The sequence below is a fragment of the Xanthomonas sp. DAR 34887 genome, assembly GCF_041245805.1.
Taxonomy (GTDB): Bacteria; Pseudomonadota; Gammaproteobacteria; order Xanthomonadales; family Xanthomonadaceae; genus Xanthomonas_A; species Xanthomonas_A tesorieronis.
The window spans coordinates 4,104,008-4,121,709 of the sequence record NZ_CP162490.1; the positions used below are offsets into that span (position 1 = coordinate 4,104,008).

The following is a 17,702-nucleotide window of genomic DNA, read 5'->3' on the forward strand; positions in this document are numbered from 1 at the left end:
GTCATCGGGTGATCGCGAACCGCGGCGCCCTCTTCCTTCCTCAGCAGAGCGAACGCCAGCCATGACCCGCCAAGATTCCCCGCCCCGCGTCGTCTACGAAGGCAAATACCAGCGCATGGTGGTGCGCGGCACCTGGGAATATTCCGAACGCGTGCACGCCGGCGGCCTGGCCGCGATCATCGTCGCGGTGACGCCGGACGACGAGGTGCTGTTCGTCGAACAGTTCCGCGTGCCGCTGCAGGCGCGCACCATCGAGATGCCGGCCGGGCTGGTCGGCGACATCGACGCGGGCGAATCGATCGAGGTGTCGGCGGTGCGCGAACTGGAAGAAGAAACCGGCTGGACCGCCGACCACGCCGAGGTCCTGATGATCGGCCCGACCTCTTCCGGCGCCAGCAACGAAAAGGTCGCCTTCGTTCGCGCCAGCGGCCTGCGCAAGGTCGGCGACGGCGGCGGCGACGCCAGCGAGGACATCACCGTGCACACGGTGCCGCGCGCCCGCGCGGCGGCCTGGCTGGTGCAGAAGATGGGCGAAGGCTACGAACTGGACGCCAAGCTGTGGGCCGGGTTGTGGATGATCGAGCACCAGTTGGACGGCACCCCGCGTGGCTGACCGAACCGCGAACGCCGCCGCGCCGTCCCTGCTCGGCGCCGGCGATCCGCCGCCCTATCGGGTACTCCAGGCGCAGGGCCGTTCGCCCTACCTGCTGATCGCCGACCACGCCGGGCAACAGGTCCCGCAGGCGCTGGCCGGTCTGGGCCTGCCGCAGCGCGAACTGGACCGGCACATCGGCTGGGACATCGGCATCGCCGGCGTCACTGCCGAGCTGGCGCAGGCGCTGGATGCGTTCGTGATATTGCAGACCTATTCGCGACTGGTGATCGACTGCAACCGGCCGCTGTCGGCGCCGGGTTCGATCGCCGAGGTCAGCGATGGCACCGTGGTGCCCGGCAACCAGGGGCTGGACGCCGCCGCGCGCGCGGCGCGCGCCCGCGAGATCTTCGCGCCCTACCACGCGCGCATCGCCGCGGAACTGGACCGGCGCCGCGACGCCGGCCTGGCCACCATCCTGATCGCGATGCACAGCTTCACTCCGACGATGGCGGGCCAGTCGCGGCCCTGGCATGCCGGCGTGCTGTACCAGCGCGACACCCGCTTCGCGCACGCGCTGCTGGCCGAACTGCGCGCCGAGCCGGGCCTGGTGGTCGGCGACAACCAGCCGTATTCGGTCAGCGACGCCACCGACTACGCGATCCCGGTGCATGCCGAGGCGCGCGGCCTGGCGCACGTGGAACTGGAGATCCGCCAGGACCTGATCGCCGACCCGGCAGGCCAACGGCAATGGGCGCAGCGCTTGCTCAGCATGCTGAATCGGTTGCAAGCTGCCTTCACACCGGGCTGAGCGCAGGCTGCGCACTCTCGGTGCATTGCCGTCCAATCGGGCGCCCCCTCGCTGCATGCACCGGACCCCTGCCCCCATGCTCATCCGCCTCGGCTACGAGATCCGCTACCGTTTCCTGCAGCCGACCCCGGTGCTGGCGATGCTCGACATCCACGACAGCCGCCGCACCGACATCGTCGTGGCCACCGCGTTGCAGACCGAACCGGCGATCCCGCTGCGCGGCTATCGCGACCAGTTCGGCAACAGCTGCACGCGCATGCTGGCCCCGGCCGGCCTGCTGACCCTGCGCGCCGACGCGGTGGTGCGCGACAGCGGCCTGCCCGACCAGTACCGCTATGACGCACAGCAGACCCCGGTGGAGCAGTTGCCGGACGACACCCTAATGTACCTGCTCGGCAGCCGCTACTGCGAGACCGACCTGCTCAGCGGCATGGCCTGGGACCTGTTCGGCACCGCGCCGACCGGCTGGGCGCGGGTGCAGGCGATCTGCGACTACGTGCATGCGCAGATCGAATTCGGCTACGAGCACGCGCGGCCGACCAAGAGCGCGGCGCAGGCGCTGCAGGAAGGCCGCGGCGTGTGCCGCGACTTCGCCCACGCGGCGATCGCGCTATGCCGCTGCATGAACATCCCGGCGCGCTACTGCACCGGCTATCTGGGCGACATCGGCGTGCCCGCCTCGACGGCGCCGATGGATTTCTCCGGCTGGTTCGAGGCGTTCCTGGACGGGCAGTGGTACACCTTCGACGCGCGCCACAACCTGCCGCGCATCGGCCGGGTGCTGATCGCGCGCGGCCGCGACGCCGCAGACGTGGCGATCAGCAACACCTTCGGCTACAACACGCTGGAATCGTTCGTGGTGTGGACCGACGAGACCGACCAGGCCCGGCTGGATCCGCGTCCTGCCAGCGCCGCGGGGGGCGCCAGCAACGGCGCGGCGGCGCTGCAAACCGAGGGTCTTTACCTGTAGGGCGCTTTCGCCCCAGGCGTAGCCGCCTCATCCCGCAGTGACGTGCGGGATCGGAGCATTGGTCGCGGCTGGCCGAGCATCGGTCGCGACGGACAGGCCGGCATTTGTGGGAGGGACTTCAGTCCCGACTGCAGCGCACTGTCGGCACTTCGCCAGCGCCTTCGTCACCCCGCCGACCAGCTCTTCCCGAAAAGCGCCATGGTCCCGTCGCGAAAGAAGCGGCGCGCGCTGCATGGCCGGCGCCGACACACCACGGCAAGAGCGCGCAAACGCCGCCCCTTAGCATCGCCGGACTCGTCGCCAGTCGGAGTTTTGCCGTGCCCGTTCGCCGTCGCTGTCCACCTCTTCTGCTGCTGGTGCTGATGCTGCAGGTCCCGGCGTTCGCGCAACAGGTGGCCACCGACCCGCCGACGCAATGGCAGGCCGATGCCAAGGCCAACAAAAAAGCCGCCAAGCAGGCCGAAAAGGCCGCCGAACGCGCGCTGCCGCGGCAAAAGGGCTCTGGCGGCCCCGCGCCCGACGGCGAAGGCCCCGGCGGCGGTCGCGGCGGCCCACCGGGCGGTCCAGGCGGCGAAGGCGGCCCGCCGGGCGGCCCTCCCGGCGGTGGATCCGGCGCACGCCGTTCCAACGGTCCGCTGCAGATGCTGCGTCCGGAGATGGACTTCGCCGCGCCGCTGAGCGACACGCTGCTGCTGTACCGCACCCGCGAATCGGTGGTGTTCGGCCGCCCTGACAGCAGCGAGGTGGTGATCCTGCCGCTGTCCGGCGCGCGCGTGCAGATCGCGCCCGGGGTGCAGGCGCTGCTGCACGACAATCCCGACGGCATGGTGGTGGAAATCAGCACCAGCAACGGCATCCGCGTGTCCTACCGCTACACCGCCGATGCGCAGGATGCGGACAGCCTGCGCGTGCATATCCGCGCCGAAGGCCATGCCGAATCGCAGCGCGGCGGCGTGTTCGAAGTCGATCGCATGTATCACCGGGCAAACGCGGCAAAAAGGAAGGGCTGAGGGGGGCGCCACAACCGGCAGCGACGGCCACGCGCAGGCGCAAGCCGATGGCGGATGCCGCGCGGCCGGCCGGAACCGGGCAGACGGTGCGGGCGTTGCCGCATGCCGTGCGCCGCCGATGCGGCACACGGCGTGCCGGCCTCAGGCGAAGGCGTCGGTGGCGCGCACCAGGGCGTCGACGTTCTCCACCTCGAACGCGGAATGGCCGGCGCTCGGCGTGATCTGCAGCGTCGCCTTCGGCCACGCCTTGTGCAGCTCCCACGCGCTCTGCAGCGGGCACACCACGTCGTAGCGGCCCTGCACGATCACCCCGGGGATGTCGGCGATCCTGCCCGCGTCGCGCAGCAACTGGTCTTCCACCTCGAAGAAGCCGCCATTGACGAAGTAGTGGTTCTCGATGCGCGCGAACGCCAGCGCGAACTGCGCGTCCTCGTGGCCGCTGACGAAATCCGCATCCACGTGCAGGAAGCTGGTGGCGCCTTCCCACACGCTCCACGCGCGCGCCGCGGCCAGGCGCGTGGCCTGGTCGTCGCTGGTCAGGCGGCGGTGGAAGGCGGAGATCAGGTCGGCGCGCTCCACCGGCGGGATCGCCGCGACGTAGTGTTCCCAGGCATCGGGGAACAGACGGCTGGCGCCTTCCTGGTAGAACCACTCCAGTTCCCAGCGGCGCAGCATGAAGATGCCGCGCAGCACCAGCTCGGTGACGCGCTGCGGATGGGTCTGCGCATAGGCCAGCGCCAAGGTCGAGCCCCAGCTGCCGCCGAACACCTGCCAGCGTTCGATGCCGAGCGTTTCGCGCAGCTTCTCGATGTCGGCGACCAGATCCCAGGTGGTGTTGTCGACCAGGTCCGCATGCGGCGTGGAGCGGCCGGCGCCGCGCTGGTCGAACAGTACGATGCGGTACTTGGCCGGATCGTGGAAGCGGCGCATCTTGGTATTGCAACCGCCGCCCGGCCCGCCGTGCAGCAGCACCACCGGCTTGCCCTGCGGGTTGCCGCACTGTTCGTAGTACAGCGTGTGGCGCGCGTCCACCGGCAGCATGCCGCTGTCGAACGGTTCGATCTCGGGATATAGCGTACGCATGGCGGTTCCTGCGGAAAAACCCGATTTTAGCGAGGAAGCGGCGGCACCGCCCGCGCCTGCATCCAGACGCAGCCGTCAGCGATCGCCTCAATCAGCCAGCCAACGCCCCAACGTGACCCGGTCGCGCGCTTCCAGGTCCTGGTGGGTCGCCACGGCATCGAAGCCCGCATCGGCCAGCAGCGCGCGCACGGCCTCGCCCTGCTCCCAGCCATGCTCCAGCAGCAGCCAGCCGCCCGGCAGCAGGTGCGCCGATGCGCCGGCGGCGATGATGCGGATGTCGTCCAGCCCGTCGGCACCGGATGCCAGTGCGCTGGCCGGTTCGTAGCGCAGGTCGCCCTGCGCCAGATGCGGGTCGCCGGCGGCAATGTACGGCGGATTGCTGGCGATCAGGTCGAAACGCTGGCCGGCCAGCGGCGCCAGCCAGGGGCCGTGGGCGAAGCGGACGTTGTGCAGGCCGTGCGCACGCGCATTGGCGTGCGCCACCGCCAGCGCCGCTTCGCTCAGGTCGGTGGCCAGCACCTGCGCCTGCGGCCGCTCGCTGGCCAGCGCCAGCGCGATGGCGCCGCTGCCGGTGCCCAGGTCGGCGGCGCGGCGGCCCGGCACCGTGTCCAGGCGCTCCAGCGCCAGTTCCACCAGGCGCTCGGTGTCGGCGCGCGGGATCAGCGTGGCCGGGCCGACCGCCAGGTCCAGCGTCCAGAAACCGCGGCGGCCGGTCAGGTAGGCCACCGGCTCGCCCTGCGCGCGCCGCGCCAGCAGGGCGCCGAAGCGCTCGGCGGCATCGGCGGGCAGCGGGTCGCGGGCGTGCGCGAACAGCCAGGCGCGGTCGCGCTGCAGGGCGTGGACCAGCAAGGCTTCGGCGTCGGCGCGGTCGATTTGCGCGCTAGCCGCGCGCAACAGGGACTCGGAGGTGGGGGCGTTCATCGACGTCACGATGCCGCAGCGGTCCGGAAAAGCCAACGTGGTAGAACGTCGGACCTGCGCGTTCCCCCGCAGCGCAGCAAAGAGCCAGGCTTGAATAGCGATAGGCACGACCTATCTATTCAATTCCATCAATCGATTTGAGGTATCTATCGCCCCCTCCTATCATGAGCCTCGTTCTATCCCCCGTCCCCCTTCGCAACCACGAGGAAACTCCATGTCTCTGATCAACACCCAGGTCCAGCCGTTCAAGGCCAACGCTTACAAGAACGGCGAATTCATCGAAGTCACCGACGCGGACCTGAAGGGCAAGTGGTCGGTGCTGATCTTCATGCCGGCCGCCTTCACCTTCAACTGCCCGACCGAAGTGGAAGACGCCGCCGACAACTACGCCGAGTTCCAGAAGATCGGCGCCGAGGTCTACATCGTCACCACCGACACCCACTTCTCGCACAAGGTGTGGCACGAGACTTCGCCGGCCGTCGGCAAGGCGCAGTTCCCGCTGGTCGGCGACCCGACCCACCAGCTGACCCGCGCGTTCGGCGTGCACATCGACGAGGAAGGCCTGGCCCTGCGCGGCACCTTCGTGATCAACCCGGAAGGCGTGATCAAGACCCTCGAAATCCACGACAACGCGATCGCCCGCGACGTCACCGAGACCCTGCGCAAGCTCAAGGCCGCGCAGTTCGTCGCCTCGCACCCGGGCGAAGTGTGCCCGGCCAAGTGGAAGGAAGGCGAAAAGACCCTGAAGCCGTCGCTGGACCTGGTCGGCAAGATCTAAGCCGCGCCCCACTCCCATCTCCGCCGCTTCGGCGGGGGTGGGGGTGAACCGCAGCCCGCGTCGCGGCCGCTACGCCCGCCTCACGCCAGCCACCGGCAGCGCGCGCCGGCTGCGGTTCACCCCTCCTCCCAATTCTTTACGGCGGTCTGCCCCTGCGGCAGCAACGCCTTCCCTTCGCTTTGCCCATCGCCAGGAGTCCGCCATGTTGGATGCCGATCTGAAAACCCAGTTGAAGGCTTACCTGGAGCGGGTCGTTCGGCCCATCCACATCACCGCGTCGGTCGACGACGGCGCCAAGTCGCGCGAGATGCTCGACCTGCTCGAAGACCTGGTGCTGCTGTCCGACAAGATCAGCCTGGACGTGCACCGCGACAGCGGCGAGCGCACCCCGTCGTTCGCGCTGACCAGCCCCGGCCACGACATCCACCTGCGCTTCGCCGGGCTGCCGCTGGGCCACGAGTTCACCTCGCTGGTGCTGGCGCTGCTGCAGGTCGGCGGGCATCCGTCCAAGGCCACCGCCGAGGTCATCGAGCAGGTGCGCAACCTGCCCGGCGAATACGTGTTCGAAACCTATTTCTCGCTGTCCTGCCAGAACTGCCCGGACGTGGTGCAGGCGCTGAACCTGGCCGCGGTGCTGAATCCGAACATCAAGCATGTGGCGATCGACGGCGCACTGTTCCAGGACGAGGTGGAGGCGCGGCAGATCATGTCGGTGCCCACCGTATATCTCAACGGCGAGGTGTTCGACCAGGGCCGCATGAGCCTGGAGCAGATCGTGGCCAAGCTCGATACCGGCGCGGCCAAGCGCGATGCGGCCAACATCGCGGCCAAGGCGCCGTTCGACGTGCTGGTGATCGGCGGCGGCCCGGCCGGCGCGTCGGCGGCGATCTATGCCGCGCGCAAGGGCATCCGCACCGGCGTGGCGGCCGAGCGCTTCGGCGGCCAGGTGCTGGACACCATGGCGATCGAGAACTTCATTTCGGTGCAGGAGACCGAAGGCCCGAAGATGGCCGCGGCGCTGGAGCAGCACGTGCGCCAGTACGACGTGGACATCATGAACCTGCAGCGCGCCGAGCAGCTGATTCCGGCCGGCGCCGACGGCCTGGTCGAGATCAAGCTGGCCAACGGCGCGTCGCTGAAGAGCCGCAGCGTGATCCTGTCCACCGGCGCGCGCTGGCGGCAGATGAACGTGCCCGGCGAGGACCAGTACCGCAACAAGGGCGTGGCCTACTGCCCGCATTGCGACGGCCCGCTGTTCAAGGGCAAGCGCGTGGCGGTGATCGGCGGCGGCAATTCCGGCGTGGAAGCGGCGATCGATCTGGCCGGCATCGTCAGCCACGTGACCCTGGTCGAGTTCGACGGCAAGCTGCGCGCCGACGAAGTCCTGCAGCGCAAGCTGCGCAGCCTGGGCAACGTGGACATCCTGGTCAACGCGCAGAGCACCGAAGTGCTCGGCGACGGCAGCAAGGTCACCGGCCTGGTCTACAGGGACCGCGTTGGCGGCGACGTCCACCGTGTGGCGCTGGAAGGCATTTTCGTGCAGATCGGCCTGCTGCCCAACACCGAATGGCTGCAGGGCACGGTGGCGCTGTCGCCGCGCGGCGAGATCGTAGTCGACGACCGCGGCCAGACCTCGCTGCCCGGCGTGTTCGCCGCCGGCGATGCCACCACGGTGCCGTACAAGCAGATCATCATCGCCATGGGCGAAGGCTCCAAGGCGGCGCTGAGCGCGTTCGACCACCTGATCCGCAGCAGTGCGCCGGTCAGCAGCGCGGTCGCCGAAGCGGCCTGATCCGCGACCGCCCCGCGCCGCGACCCGGCGCGGGGCCTATGCTGTCCAGGGGGCGACTGGCCCCACGCCGAGCGCACCGCCAAGGAACCTGCCGATGAACCTGCGTGATCTGAAATACCTGGTGGCGCTGGCCGATCACAAGCATTTCGGGCGCGCCGCGGCGGCCTGTTTCGTCAGCCAGCCGACGCTGTCCACGCAGATCAAGAAGCTCGAGGACGAACTGGGCGTGCCGCTGGTCGAGCGCGCGCCGCGCAAGGTCATGCTGACCCCGGCCGGGCGCGAGGCGGCCAGCCGCGCGCGCGGCATCGTCGCCGAGATCGAGCAGATGAAGGAAGCGGCGCGGCGCAGTCAGGACCCGGAAGCGGGCACGGTGCGCCTGGGCATCTTCCCGACGCTGGGCCCGTACCTGCTGCCGCACGTGATCCCGGGCATCCGCGAGCGCTTCCCGCAACTGGAGCTGCTGCTGATCGAGGAAAAGAGCGACGTGCTGCTGACCCGGTTGCGCGAAGGCCGGCTGGATGCGGCGCTGCTCGCGCTGCCGCTGCACGACGACCAGTTGCACACCGAATTCCTGTTCGAGGAACCGTTCGTGCTGGCGGTGCCCGATACCCATCCGCTGGCCAAGCGCGATTCCCTGAGCCTGAGCGAACTGCATCAGCAACGGCTGCTGCTGCTTGAAGATGGCCATTGCCTGCGCGAGCAGGCCCTGGACGTGTGCCACCTGTCCGGCGCGCTGGAAAAAGCCGAATTCCAGGCCACCAGCCTGGAAACGCTGCGGCAGATGGTGGCCGCCAATGTCGGCGTGACCTTGCTGCCGCTGCTGGCGGTGCAGCCGCCGGTGACCAACTCGTCCAACATCCATCTGCTGCGCTTCGACGATGCCTCCGGCCCGAGCCGGCGCATCGCGATGCTGTGGCGCCGCAGCTCGGCGATGAGCGATTTCCTGGAGCAGTTGGCGACGCTGTTCAAGACGCTGCCCGAAGCGCTGCTGTCGGCCAAGGCCGCGCCTAGCGCAGCCACCGCCCCCGTCGCCGACGCGCCGCCACGCGTCGCCGCACTCTGAGCCCAGCGCGGCAGCGTCGCGGCAATCGGCGCCGGCGGCGCTAACGTCCGGTACGGCCGGACGATGCGACAATCCCCCATGCCTGCTGTCTGAGCATTGCGATCGGCCCAATGGCCGACCGCGTGCGACAGCCAGCGCCATCCCGGCGGCGCCTCGCAGCGCCGCCTTTTTCATGACCCAAGGAGTTTGCCATGTCCTCTCAACCGCAAAGCGGCCTGCCCCCTTCGCTGATCGTGTCCAGCCACGACCTGGCCCGTCTGGAGGCCTTGCTCGAATCGCCCGCACTGAAGCAGCACCCGGCCGCGCTCGCGCTGGGCGAAGAACTCGGCCGCGCCACCGTGGTGCCGCCCGAACAGATTCCCACCGGCATCGTCACCATGCACTCGCGCGTGGAATGCGAAGACGAACTGCACGGCGAACGCCACCAGTTGACCCTGGTCTATCCACACGAAGCCGATGCCGCGCAAGGCCGCATCTCGGTGCTGGCGCCGGTCGGCAGCGCCCTGCTCGGCCTGGCCGTGGGCCAGTCGATCGACTGGCAGGCCCCCGGCGGCCGCGCGCTGCGGCTGCGCGTGCTCGCGGTGCAGCCGGCAAGCGACTTCGCGCACGCGGCGGGTTAACGTGCGCGGGCTTATCCTTCACTCCACCCGTTCCGAGAACTATCGATGACGTCTTCCGCTCCTTCCAAGCTGGCTCAGCTGCGCGAGTTGTCCGTGGTCGTGGCCGATACCGGCGACTACGATGCGATCAAGCGGCTCAAGCCGGTCGATTGCACCACCAATCCGACCCTGGTGAAGAAAGCCCTGGACCTGCCGGTCTACGCCGAGCTGATCGACGAGGCGCTGGCCTGGGCGCGCAGCCAGGACGGCGACCACGCCGCCCTGGTCGACGAGATCGCCGACCGCCTGACCATCGGCGTGGGCAGCAAGCTCAGCGCGCTGGTGCCCGGGCGCGTGTCCACCGAAGTGGACGCCGACCTGGCCCACGACACCGCCGCCACCATCGCCAAGGCGCACAAGTTCATCGCCATGTACGCCGAACGTGGCGTCTCCAAGGACAAGGTCCTGATCAAGGTCGCCGCGACCTGGGAAGGCATCGAAGCCGCGCGCCAGCTGCAGAAGGACGGCATCGACTGCAACCTGACGCTGATCTTCAACCGCACCCAGGCGCTGGCCTGCGCCGAGGCCGGCGTGTTCCTGATCTCGCCGTTCGTCGGCCGCATCCTGGACTGGTACGTGGCCAACGGGCAGACCCCGGCCAACATCGACGAAGACCCGGGCGTGCGGTTCGTGCGCGGGGTCTACGACGAATTCAAGCGTCGCGGTTCGCAGACGGTGGTGATGGGCGCCTCGTTCCGTTCCACCGCGCAGATCGAGGCGCTGGCCGGCTGCGACCGCCTGACGATCTCGCCGGACCTGCTGGAAAAGCTCGACGCCGACCATGGCGAGCTGGCGCGCAAGCTCTCGCCCGGCCAGGCCGACGGCGCGCAGATCGTGCCGATCGACGCCAAGCAGTTCGCCGCCGACCTGGCCGCCGACCCGATGGCGACCGAGAAGCTGGCCAGCGGCATCGACACCTTCGCCAAGGACCTGCAGGCGCTGCGCGACACGATCCGGCACAAGCTGGCTGCCTGACCGCGGCTTGCAAGGCACGACCTCCGAGCGGCGGCAACGCCGCTCTTTTTTTGCCGGGAATGGGGAAACGGGAATAGGGAATGGGCGATGCGGGTGTCCGCGTGGCTGCCGATTGCCGGCTCGATCCCGTCGGGAGAGTCGACTGCGCTGCGCAACGCTGCAAAACAAGTGCAGGCGCAGCGCAAATTAGCGACGACACGGTCGGCACGCCTTGGCGCCGCCGCAACTTTTCGCCGGCTATGCTCCGTGCTCCACAGCAGAGGAACGGCAATGGCAACGATCGCGGTAGTGATGGTCGACGGCGTGGCGGATTGGGAGATCGGCACCATCCTGCCGGCGGCGCGGGCCTGGTTCGGCGACGAGATCCAGATCGCGAGCATCGACGGCAAGCCGCTGACCTCGATCGGCGGGCTGAACCTGTACCCGGAGTACGCGTTGTCGGACCTGTCGCCGCTGGATGCGGACCTGTGGCTGTTGCCGGGCAGCGAGCGCTGGCAGGCCGGCGAGATTCCCGGGCTCAGCGCGTTGCTGCAGCAACGCATCGACGCCGGCCGCGCGGTGGCGGCGATCTGTGGCGCCACCATCGCGCTGGGCTACGCCGGGCTGCTGGATACGCGGGCGCACACCAGCAATTCCGAGGCGTTCCTGCGTGAGCACGTGGGGGTCTATGCCGGCACCGCGCATTACCTGGAGCGCAAAGCGGTCAATGCCGGCGGACTGATCACCGCACCCGGCACGAGCCCAGTCAGTTTCGCGCTGGAATGCCTGCGCCAGCTGCATCCGGACCGCGAGGAACAGATCGCGCAGGTGCAGCAGATGTTCGCTGCCGAATTCGTGTGACGCAGCGCGCGCCGGCTGAGACCGGCGCGCGCAATATCAGCCGACGCATGCGCGCCGCGCTGACTCAGGCCTCCAGGCCGAGCGGACAGGTCACCCCGGTGCCGCCCAATCCGCAGTAGCCGCCCGGATTCTTGGCCAGGTATTGCTGGTGCTCGTCCTCGGCGTAGTAGAACGGCGGCGCCGGGAACAGGATCTCGGTGGTGATCTCGCCGTAGCCGGCCGCACGCAGGCGCTGCTGATAGGCATCGCGGCTGGCGATGGCCGCGTCGTACTGCGCCTGCGTGCTGCAGTAGATCGCCGAGCGGTACTGGGTGCCGGTGTCGTTGCCCTGGCGCATGCCCTGGGTCGGATCGTGGCTTTCCCAGAAGGTCTGCAGCAATTGCTCGAAGCTCACCGCCTGCGGATCGTAGACCACCAGCACCGCCTCGGTGTGCCCGGTCTGCCCGGAGCACACTTCTCGGTAGGTGGCGTTGGGCGTTTCGCCACCGGCGTAGCCGACCGCGGTGCTGAACACCCCGGGTAGCGACCAGAACTTGCGCTCTGCGCCCCAGAAACAGCCCAGGCCGAACTGCACCTGCTCCATGCCGGCGAAGGCGTCGCGCAGCGGGTGGCCGTTGACGAAATGGCGGTTGTGCAGCGGCAGCGGCTCGGCGCGGCCGGGCAGGCTTTCGCCCGGGCGCGGCAGGCGCTGCTTGAAGGCACCGATTCCCAACATGGCGCGGACTCCTGGCATCGAAAGGGATGCCTCTTTGATGGCGCTGCCGGCCCCGGCTTTCAAGGTGCACGCAACCGCCGTGCGCTCAAGCTGGCGGGCCGATTGAAGGCCGGGATTGGGGATTCGGGATTGGGGATTCGTAAGAGCCGCATGCCCGCTTTTGCGAATCCCCAATCCCGAATCCCCAATCCCAGCCCTCAACTACATCGCCCGCGTCACCTGCCCGCCCAGGCCCATTGCCATCAGCACTTCCTGCGCCTTTTCCAGCAGTTCGTCGGCCACGCAGACCTGCACCACGCCGAACGGCAGTTCGCCGGCGCCGCCGAGCAGCGCCTCGCCGAACACGAATGCGGTGATGCCGGCGTCCTCCAGCGCGTGCTTGGCCAGGTGCGCATCGATCAGGTGCTGGGCGCGATAGGCGATCTGCATGACGCGCCCTCAGCCGCACGCGGCGACTTCGGCGGCTGCGCCGGCGCGCCATTCGCGCATGGCCGGCAAGGCCTCCAGGGCCGCCATGTACTGCGCGGCCGGTGCCGGCACTTGCACGCCGTAGCCGGCGAAGCGCACCGCGACCGGTGCGAACATCGCGTCGACGATGCCGAAGTCGCCGCACAGGAACGCCCCGCCGGCACCATGGGCGTCGCGCAGCGTGGCCCACAGCTGCACGATCCGCGCGATATCGGCCTGCGCCTCGGTGTCCCAGCGGTGGTCGTCGGGCACGCGGCAGGCCTGCATCGGCAGTTGCCGGCGCAATGCCAGGAATCCGGAATGCATCTCGCAGGCCGCCGCCCGTGCCTGCGCGCGCACCACCAGGTCGGCCGGCCAGCCGCGGCCGCCTAGCCAGCGCTCGTTGGCATACTCGCAGATCGCCAGCGAATCCCACACTTGCAGCGCGCCGTCCCAGAGCGCCGGAACCCGCCCGGTCGGCGAGTAATCGCCGATGCGGACGGCGAATTCGGGCGTGTTCAGCGGCAGCGGCACTTCCTCGAACGGCACCGCGAAGTGCCGCAGCAGCAGCCACGGCCGCAGCGACCACGAAGACAGGTTCTTGTCGCCGATGACCAGACGGGGAAGCGGCATGACGCGATCTCTGGAAAGGACGGACCCGCAGCGTACGCGGCGGGGCGCAAGGCGGCTAGCCGGAAGCGCGCGGTTTGATGTGTCGACGCTCTCTCCACCGCCAGCCCGCACGTGGGCGACGCCCCCCGGAACATGGACCCGCCGCCAACATGGGGTAAATATTTGTTTACTTGTAGACTGTTGCGTACCCAATTTGTTGACCCGCGCATGTCCGAGACCCCCGCCACCGATGCCACCGCCCCGGCAGAGAAGAAAGACTTCATCCGCCAGATCGTCCGCGAGGACCTGGCCAACGGCAAGCACGCGGCCATCCGCACCCGCTTCCCGCCCGAGCCCAACGGCTATCTGCACATCGGCCACGCCAAGGCGATCTGCCTGGATTTCGGCATCGCCGCCGAGTTCGCCGGGCGCTGCAACCTGCGCTTCGACGACACCAATCCGGCCAAGGAAGACCCCGAGTTCGTCGCCGCGATCCAGGACGACGTGCGCTGGCTGGGCTTCGACTGGGCCGAACTGCGCCACGCCTCGGACTACTTCGAGGTGTACTACCTGGCGGCCGAGAAGCTGATCCGCGACGGCCACGCCTTCGTCTGCGACCTCTCCGCCGAGCAGGTGCGCGAGTACCGCGGCACCCTCACCGAGCCGGGCCGCAATTCGCCGTACCGCGAGCGCAGCGTCGAAGAGAACCTGGACCTGTTCCGGCGCATGCGCGCCGGCGAGTTCCCGGATGGCGCGCGCACCCTGCGCGCCAAGATCGACATGGCCAGCGGCAACATCAACCTGCGCGACCCGGCGCTGTACCGGATCAAGCACGTCGAGCACCAGAACACCGGCAACGCCTGGCCGATCTATCCGATGTACGACTTCGCGCACTCGCTGGGCGACGCGGTGGAAGGCATCACCCACTCGCTGTGCACGCTGGAATTCGAAGACCACCGCCCGCTGTACGACTGGTGCGTGGACAAGGTCGATCTGGCCGGCGATCCCGAGCTGCTGCAGCCGCTGCTGGACAAGGGCCTGCCGCGCGAAGCGGCCAAGCCGCGGCAGATCGAATTCTCGCGCCTGAACATCAACTACACGGTGATGAGCAAGCGCAAGCTGACCCAGCTGGTGGCCGAGCAGTTGGTCGACGGCTGGGATGATCCGCGCATGTACACCCTGCAGGGCCTGCGCCGGCGCGGCTACACGCCGGCGGCGCTGCGCCTGCTGGTGGACCGGGTGGGCATCAGCAAGCAGAACTCGGTGATCGATTTCTCGGTGCTGGAAGGCTGCCTGCGCGAGGACCTGGATGCGGCCGCGCCGCGGCGCATGGCGGTGATCGACCCGCTCAAGCTGGTGCTGGCCAATCTGCCGGAAGGCCACAGCGAGACGCTGACCTTCTCCAACCATCCCAAGGACGAAAGCTTCGGCCAGCGCGAAGTGCCGTTCTCGCGCGAGCTGTGGATCGAACGCGAGGATTTCGCCGAAGTCCCGCCCAAGGGCTGGAAGCGGCTGGTGCCGGGCGGCGAAGTGCGCCTGCGTGGCGCCGGCATCGCCCGCGTCGACGAGGTGATCAAGAACGCGGCCGGCGAGATCGTCGAGCTGCGCGGCTGGCTGGATCCGGAATCGCGTCCGGGCATGGAAGGCGCCAACCGCAAGGTCAAGGGCACCATCCACTGGGTCAGCGCGGCGCATGCGGTGGAGGCGGAAATCCGCCTGTACGACCGCCTGTTCTCGGTGGAAAAGCCCGACGACGAATCCGACGGCAAGACCTACCGCGATTACCTCAACCCGGACTCCAAGCGCAGCGTGCGCGGCTACGTCGAGCCGGCCGCGGCGCAGGCCGCGCCGGAGCAGGCGTTCCAGTTCGAGCGCACGGGTTACTTCGTCGCCGACCGCTACGACCACCGCGCGGACGCGCCGGTGTTCAACCGCAGCGTGACCCTGCGCGACACCTGGACCGGCGGCCAGGGCGCGGCCTGACGCAGCGCGCGTGCGGCCGCATCACGGCCGCGCGCGCTAGCGCTCAACCTCGCATCCATTCGACGATCGCGGACGCGCGATGAGTCCACTGTAGGAGCGGCTTCAGCCGCGACAGGCGCCATCTGGAGGACCCGCTGGTCGCGGCTGAAGCCGCTCCTACAACGGCAGCACGCCGATAGGCATCGGCTGCCGCTCCACCCTTCCCTCACCGCCACCAGCGCGCTAGCGTAGCGTCCATGTCGCCCGCCCCCACCCTGAGCCTGCGCAGCTACGGCCGCGACGGCTACGCCCACCAGCACGCGCATGTGCAGATCGTGCTGCCGCTGCGTGGCGAACTGGAGATCGAGGTGGGCGGACGCGGCGGCCGCCTGGATGCGTTCCGCGCAGCGGTCGTCGCACCGCACACGGCGCACGCGCAGTCGGCCGATGGCGACAACCACTTCCTGGTGCTGGACTGCGATGCGGCCGTGTTCGACGACGCTGCACTCGAACGCCTGCAGCGCGCGCCCTTCCTCGACCTGCCGCCGGACCTGCAACGCCTGCTGGCCGCGCTCGATCGCGAGCAACCCGGCACTGGCACGGGCTTCGGCGCCGAAGCCTGCGCAGCGCTGGCGCTACGCCAGTTGTGCACGCAGCGCCGCGCGTGGACACGGCTGCAGGCACTGTGCCGGTGCATCGAGGATGCTCCAGGCCAGCCTTGGCCGGTGGAGCGCATGGCCGAGACCGCGCACCTGAGCGTGAGCCGCCTGCATGCGCTGTTTCGCGAGGCGCTGGGGCGCACGCCGCAGGACTGGCTGTCGGCGCGGCGGCTGGACTGGGTGCGCCGGCAGCTGGCGTACGGCGAGCGACCGATTGCGCAACTGGCGCTGGACAGCGGCTATGCCGACCAGAGCGCGCTGACCCGCGCGTTGCGGCGCAAGACCGGGCACACGCCCGCCGCCTATCGGCGCCGCCATCGGGCAGCCTGCGTGGCGGACCAGTAGTCTGGGACAAGCCGGGGCGGCACGCGCACGCCATGCTGCGCACTAGGCAACGCAGGAACAGGCACGGCATGCGCAAGCGTTTATGGGCGGGAGTGGGCAGCGGCGTGGCGGCCGGCGCGCTGTGGGGACTGGTGTTCCTGGCGCCGCAATTGCTCGCCGGGTTCTCGCCGCTGCAGCTGTCGGTGTCGCGCTACCTGGCCTACGGCATGGTCGCCGCGCTGCTGCTCGCGCCGCGCTGGCGCGCCGCCACCGGTGCGCTCGGGGCGCCGGAATGGTGGGCGCTGCTGCGGCTGAGCCTGCTCGGCAACATCGTCTACTACGTGCTGCTGGGCAGCGCGGTGCAGTGGGCCGGCGGCGCGGCCACGGCCCTGATCATCGGCCTGCTGCCGGCGGTGGTCACGGTGCTGGGTTCGCGCGCGGCCGGAGCGATGCAGTTGCGCCGGCTGGCCGCGCCCTGCGCGCTGTGCGTGCTCGGCGTGGCGCTGGTCGCGGCGCAGACGCTCGACGCCGCGCACCCGGCGCAGGCCAGCGTGGGCACGCGCGCGGCCGGGTTGGCGTGCGCGGTCGGCGCGCTGGCGTGCTGGGCGGCGTATTCGGTCAAGAACGCCGGCTGGCTCGCGCGCCGGCCCGACATCTCCGGGCGCGACTGGTCGATGCTGACCGGCGTGGTCACCGGCGTCTTGGCGCTGACCCTGGCGATTCCCGCATTCGCGTTCGACCACGCACACACGGCGGCCGAGTGGGCGCGGTTCTGGGGCGTGGCGATCGTGCTGGGCGTGTTCGCCTCGGTGATCGGCAATGCCTGCTGGAACCATGCCAGCCGGCTGTTGCCGCTGACCCTGGTCGGGCAGATGATCGTGTTCGAAACCGTGTTCGCGCTGCTCTACGGTTTCCTGTGGGAAGCGCGCTGGCCCACCCCGCTGGAGGCCGTGGCGATCGCCTGCCTGCTGGTTGGCGTGCTGTGGTGCGCCTGGCTGCACGCGCCTGCGCAGGCGCGCAAACCGGATGCAGCATTGGGTTAAGGCACGCGGCCTAGACTTCGAGCGTCATTCCCGGCACCAGGAGATTCCACCATGTCCGCTGCGTTGCGCACCTCCTGCATCAGTCTTGCGCTGCTCGCCCTGCTCGGCGGTTGCGACATGGCGCCGTCTTCCGCCCACTCGCACGCCGACGCGGCGCCCGCACCGGCTTCGACACCTGCATCTCCAGTGGCGCAAGGCAAGTGCGACACCGTGCCCGACCACGCCTACGCCATGCCCGCCGCCCGCTTCGACGAAACCGCGCAACAGTTGGCGCACGCCACCGGCTGCGTCATCGTCTACGACGATCCGTCGCTGGCGCCGCTGCAGGTCAACGCGGTGAAAGGGCGGATCAGCATCCGCCAGGCGATCCACCAGGCCCTCGACGGCACCGCGATCCAGGTCAGGCAGGAAACCGCCGATACGATCGCCGTCGGCCGCCGCTGAGT

At 69.4% G+C, this 17,702-nt stretch carries 19 protein-coding genes; 14 read left to right on the forward strand and 5 right to left on the reverse strand.

The window, feature by feature from the left end:
* Positions 1–61: 61 nt before the first annotated feature.
* The 4 genes from AB3X08_RS17490 to AB3X08_RS17505 all read left to right on the forward strand — a co-directional run bounded on the left by AB3X08_RS17490 (position 62) and on the right by AB3X08_RS17505 (position 3,383).
* A complete protein-coding gene (locus AB3X08_RS17490) occupies positions 62–613 on the forward strand; it encodes an NUDIX hydrolase (protein WP_369934034.1) in 552 nt (183 codons plus the stop codon).
* Positions 606–1,403: an N-formylglutamate amidohydrolase gene (locus AB3X08_RS17495; protein WP_369934035.1), complete on the forward strand. Its 798-nt coding sequence runs from the start codon at positions 606–608 to the stop codon at positions 1,401–1,403. The genes AB3X08_RS17490 and AB3X08_RS17495 overlap by 8 nt, the downstream gene beginning before the upstream one ends.
* 76 nt (positions 1,404–1,479) lie before the next feature.
* A complete protein-coding gene (locus tag AB3X08_RS17500; RefSeq protein ID WP_369934036.1) occupies positions 1,480–2,373 on the forward strand; it encodes a transglutaminase-like domain-containing protein in 894 nt (297 codons plus the stop codon).
* A 317-nt stretch (positions 2,374–2,690) separates the two neighbouring features.
* Positions 2,691–3,383 (forward strand): hypothetical protein, encoded by a 693-nt coding sequence (locus AB3X08_RS17505; RefSeq protein ID WP_369934037.1) that lies wholly within the window; start codon positions 2,691–2,693, stop codon positions 3,381–3,383.
* Between the two features lie 141 nt (positions 3,384–3,524).
* Here AB3X08_RS17505 and pip read toward each other — a convergent pair whose 3' ends face one another.
* On the reverse strand, positions 3,525–4,466 hold the full coding sequence (pip, locus tag AB3X08_RS17510; RefSeq protein WP_369934038.1) for a prolyl aminopeptidase: 942 nt from the start codon (positions 4,464–4,466) through the stop codon (positions 3,525–3,527).
* A gap of 87 nt (positions 4,467–4,553) precedes the next feature.
* Positions 4,554–5,387 carry a peptide chain release factor N(5)-glutamine methyltransferase gene (prmC, locus tag AB3X08_RS17515; protein WP_369934039.1) on the reverse strand — a complete coding sequence of 278 codons (834 nt, stop codon included), beginning with the start codon at positions 5,385–5,387 and terminating at the stop codon, positions 4,554–4,556.
* Positions 5,388–5,601: 214 nt separating this feature from the next.
* Here prmC and ahpC point away from each other — a divergent pair, with 214 nt between their 5' ends.
* From ahpC to AB3X08_RS17545, 6 genes are all read left to right on the forward strand, one after another.
* The gene (gene ahpC / locus AB3X08_RS17520) at positions 5,602–6,165 is read left to right on the forward strand and encodes an alkyl hydroperoxide reductase subunit C (protein ID WP_039007575.1); all 564 of its coding nucleotides are present in this window, start codon (positions 5,602–5,604) and stop codon (positions 6,163–6,165) included.
* Between the two features lie 202 nt (positions 6,166–6,367).
* Complete coding sequence (gene ahpF / locus AB3X08_RS17525) at positions 6,368–7,957, forward strand: alkyl hydroperoxide reductase subunit F (protein ID WP_369934040.1); 1,590 nt, start codon at positions 6,368–6,370, stop codon at positions 7,955–7,957.
* Between the two features lie 94 nt (positions 7,958–8,051).
* Entirely contained in the window at positions 8,052–9,020 is a 969-nt protein-coding gene (locus AB3X08_RS17530; RefSeq protein ID WP_369934041.1) for a LysR substrate-binding domain-containing protein, read from the forward strand.
* 191 nt (positions 9,021–9,211) lie between these two features.
* The gene (gene rnk, locus AB3X08_RS17535; RefSeq protein WP_369934042.1) at positions 9,212–9,640 is read left to right on the forward strand and encodes a nucleoside diphosphate kinase regulator; all 429 of its coding nucleotides are present in this window, start codon (positions 9,212–9,214) and stop codon (positions 9,638–9,640) included.
* Between the two features lie 45 nt (positions 9,641–9,685).
* Positions 9,686–10,654, forward strand: a complete 969-nt coding sequence (gene tal, locus AB3X08_RS17540) for a transaldolase (RefSeq protein WP_369934043.1) — start codon at positions 9,686–9,688, stop codon at positions 10,652–10,654.
* 270 nt (positions 10,655–10,924) lie between these two features.
* Positions 10,925–11,494, forward strand: a complete 570-nt coding sequence (locus AB3X08_RS17545; RefSeq protein ID WP_369934044.1) for a type 1 glutamine amidotransferase family protein — start codon at positions 10,925–10,927, stop codon at positions 11,492–11,494.
* A gap of 64 nt (positions 11,495–11,558) precedes the next feature.
* On the opposite strand, the gene msrA is transcribed toward AB3X08_RS17545, so the two are convergent.
* From msrA to AB3X08_RS17560, 3 genes are all read right to left on the reverse strand, one after another.
* Positions 11,559–12,209, reverse strand: coding sequence for a peptide-methionine (S)-S-oxide reductase MsrA (gene msrA / locus AB3X08_RS17550; RefSeq protein ID WP_369934045.1), 651 nt, complete (start codon positions 12,207–12,209; stop codon positions 11,559–11,561).
* A 201-nt stretch (positions 12,210–12,410) separates the two neighbouring features.
* Complete coding sequence (locus tag AB3X08_RS17555) at positions 12,411–12,638, reverse strand: DUF2007 domain-containing protein (RefSeq protein WP_184411781.1); 228 nt, start codon at positions 12,636–12,638, stop codon at positions 12,411–12,413.
* Between the two features lie 9 nt (positions 12,639–12,647).
* Positions 12,648–13,289: a glutathione S-transferase family protein gene (locus AB3X08_RS17560; RefSeq protein WP_369934046.1), complete on the reverse strand. Its 642-nt coding sequence runs from the start codon at positions 13,287–13,289 to the stop codon at positions 12,648–12,650.
* A 207-nt stretch (positions 13,290–13,496) separates the two neighbouring features.
* Here AB3X08_RS17560 and AB3X08_RS17565 point away from each other — a divergent pair, with 207 nt between their 5' ends.
* The 4 genes from AB3X08_RS17565 (at position 13,497) to AB3X08_RS17580 (ending at position 17,700) form a co-directional block, all read left to right on the forward strand.
* Complete coding sequence (locus AB3X08_RS17565) at positions 13,497–15,251, forward strand: glutamine--tRNA ligase/YqeY domain fusion protein (RefSeq protein WP_369934047.1); 1,755 nt, start codon at positions 13,497–13,499, stop codon at positions 15,249–15,251.
* A gap of 236 nt (positions 15,252–15,487) precedes the next feature.
* Positions 15,488–16,234 (forward strand): helix-turn-helix transcriptional regulator, encoded by a 747-nt coding sequence (locus AB3X08_RS17570; RefSeq protein WP_369934048.1) that lies wholly within the window; start codon positions 15,488–15,490, stop codon positions 16,232–16,234.
* 68 nt (positions 16,235–16,302) lie between these two features.
* Positions 16,303–17,256 (forward strand): DMT family transporter, encoded by a 954-nt coding sequence (locus AB3X08_RS17575; protein WP_369934049.1) that lies wholly within the window; start codon positions 16,303–16,305, stop codon positions 17,254–17,256.
* A 51-nt stretch (positions 17,257–17,307) separates the two neighbouring features.
* Positions 17,308–17,700 (forward strand): STN domain-containing protein, encoded by a 393-nt coding sequence (locus AB3X08_RS17580; protein ID WP_369934050.1) that lies wholly within the window; start codon positions 17,308–17,310, stop codon positions 17,698–17,700.
* Positions 17,701–17,702: the final 2 nt, after the last annotated feature.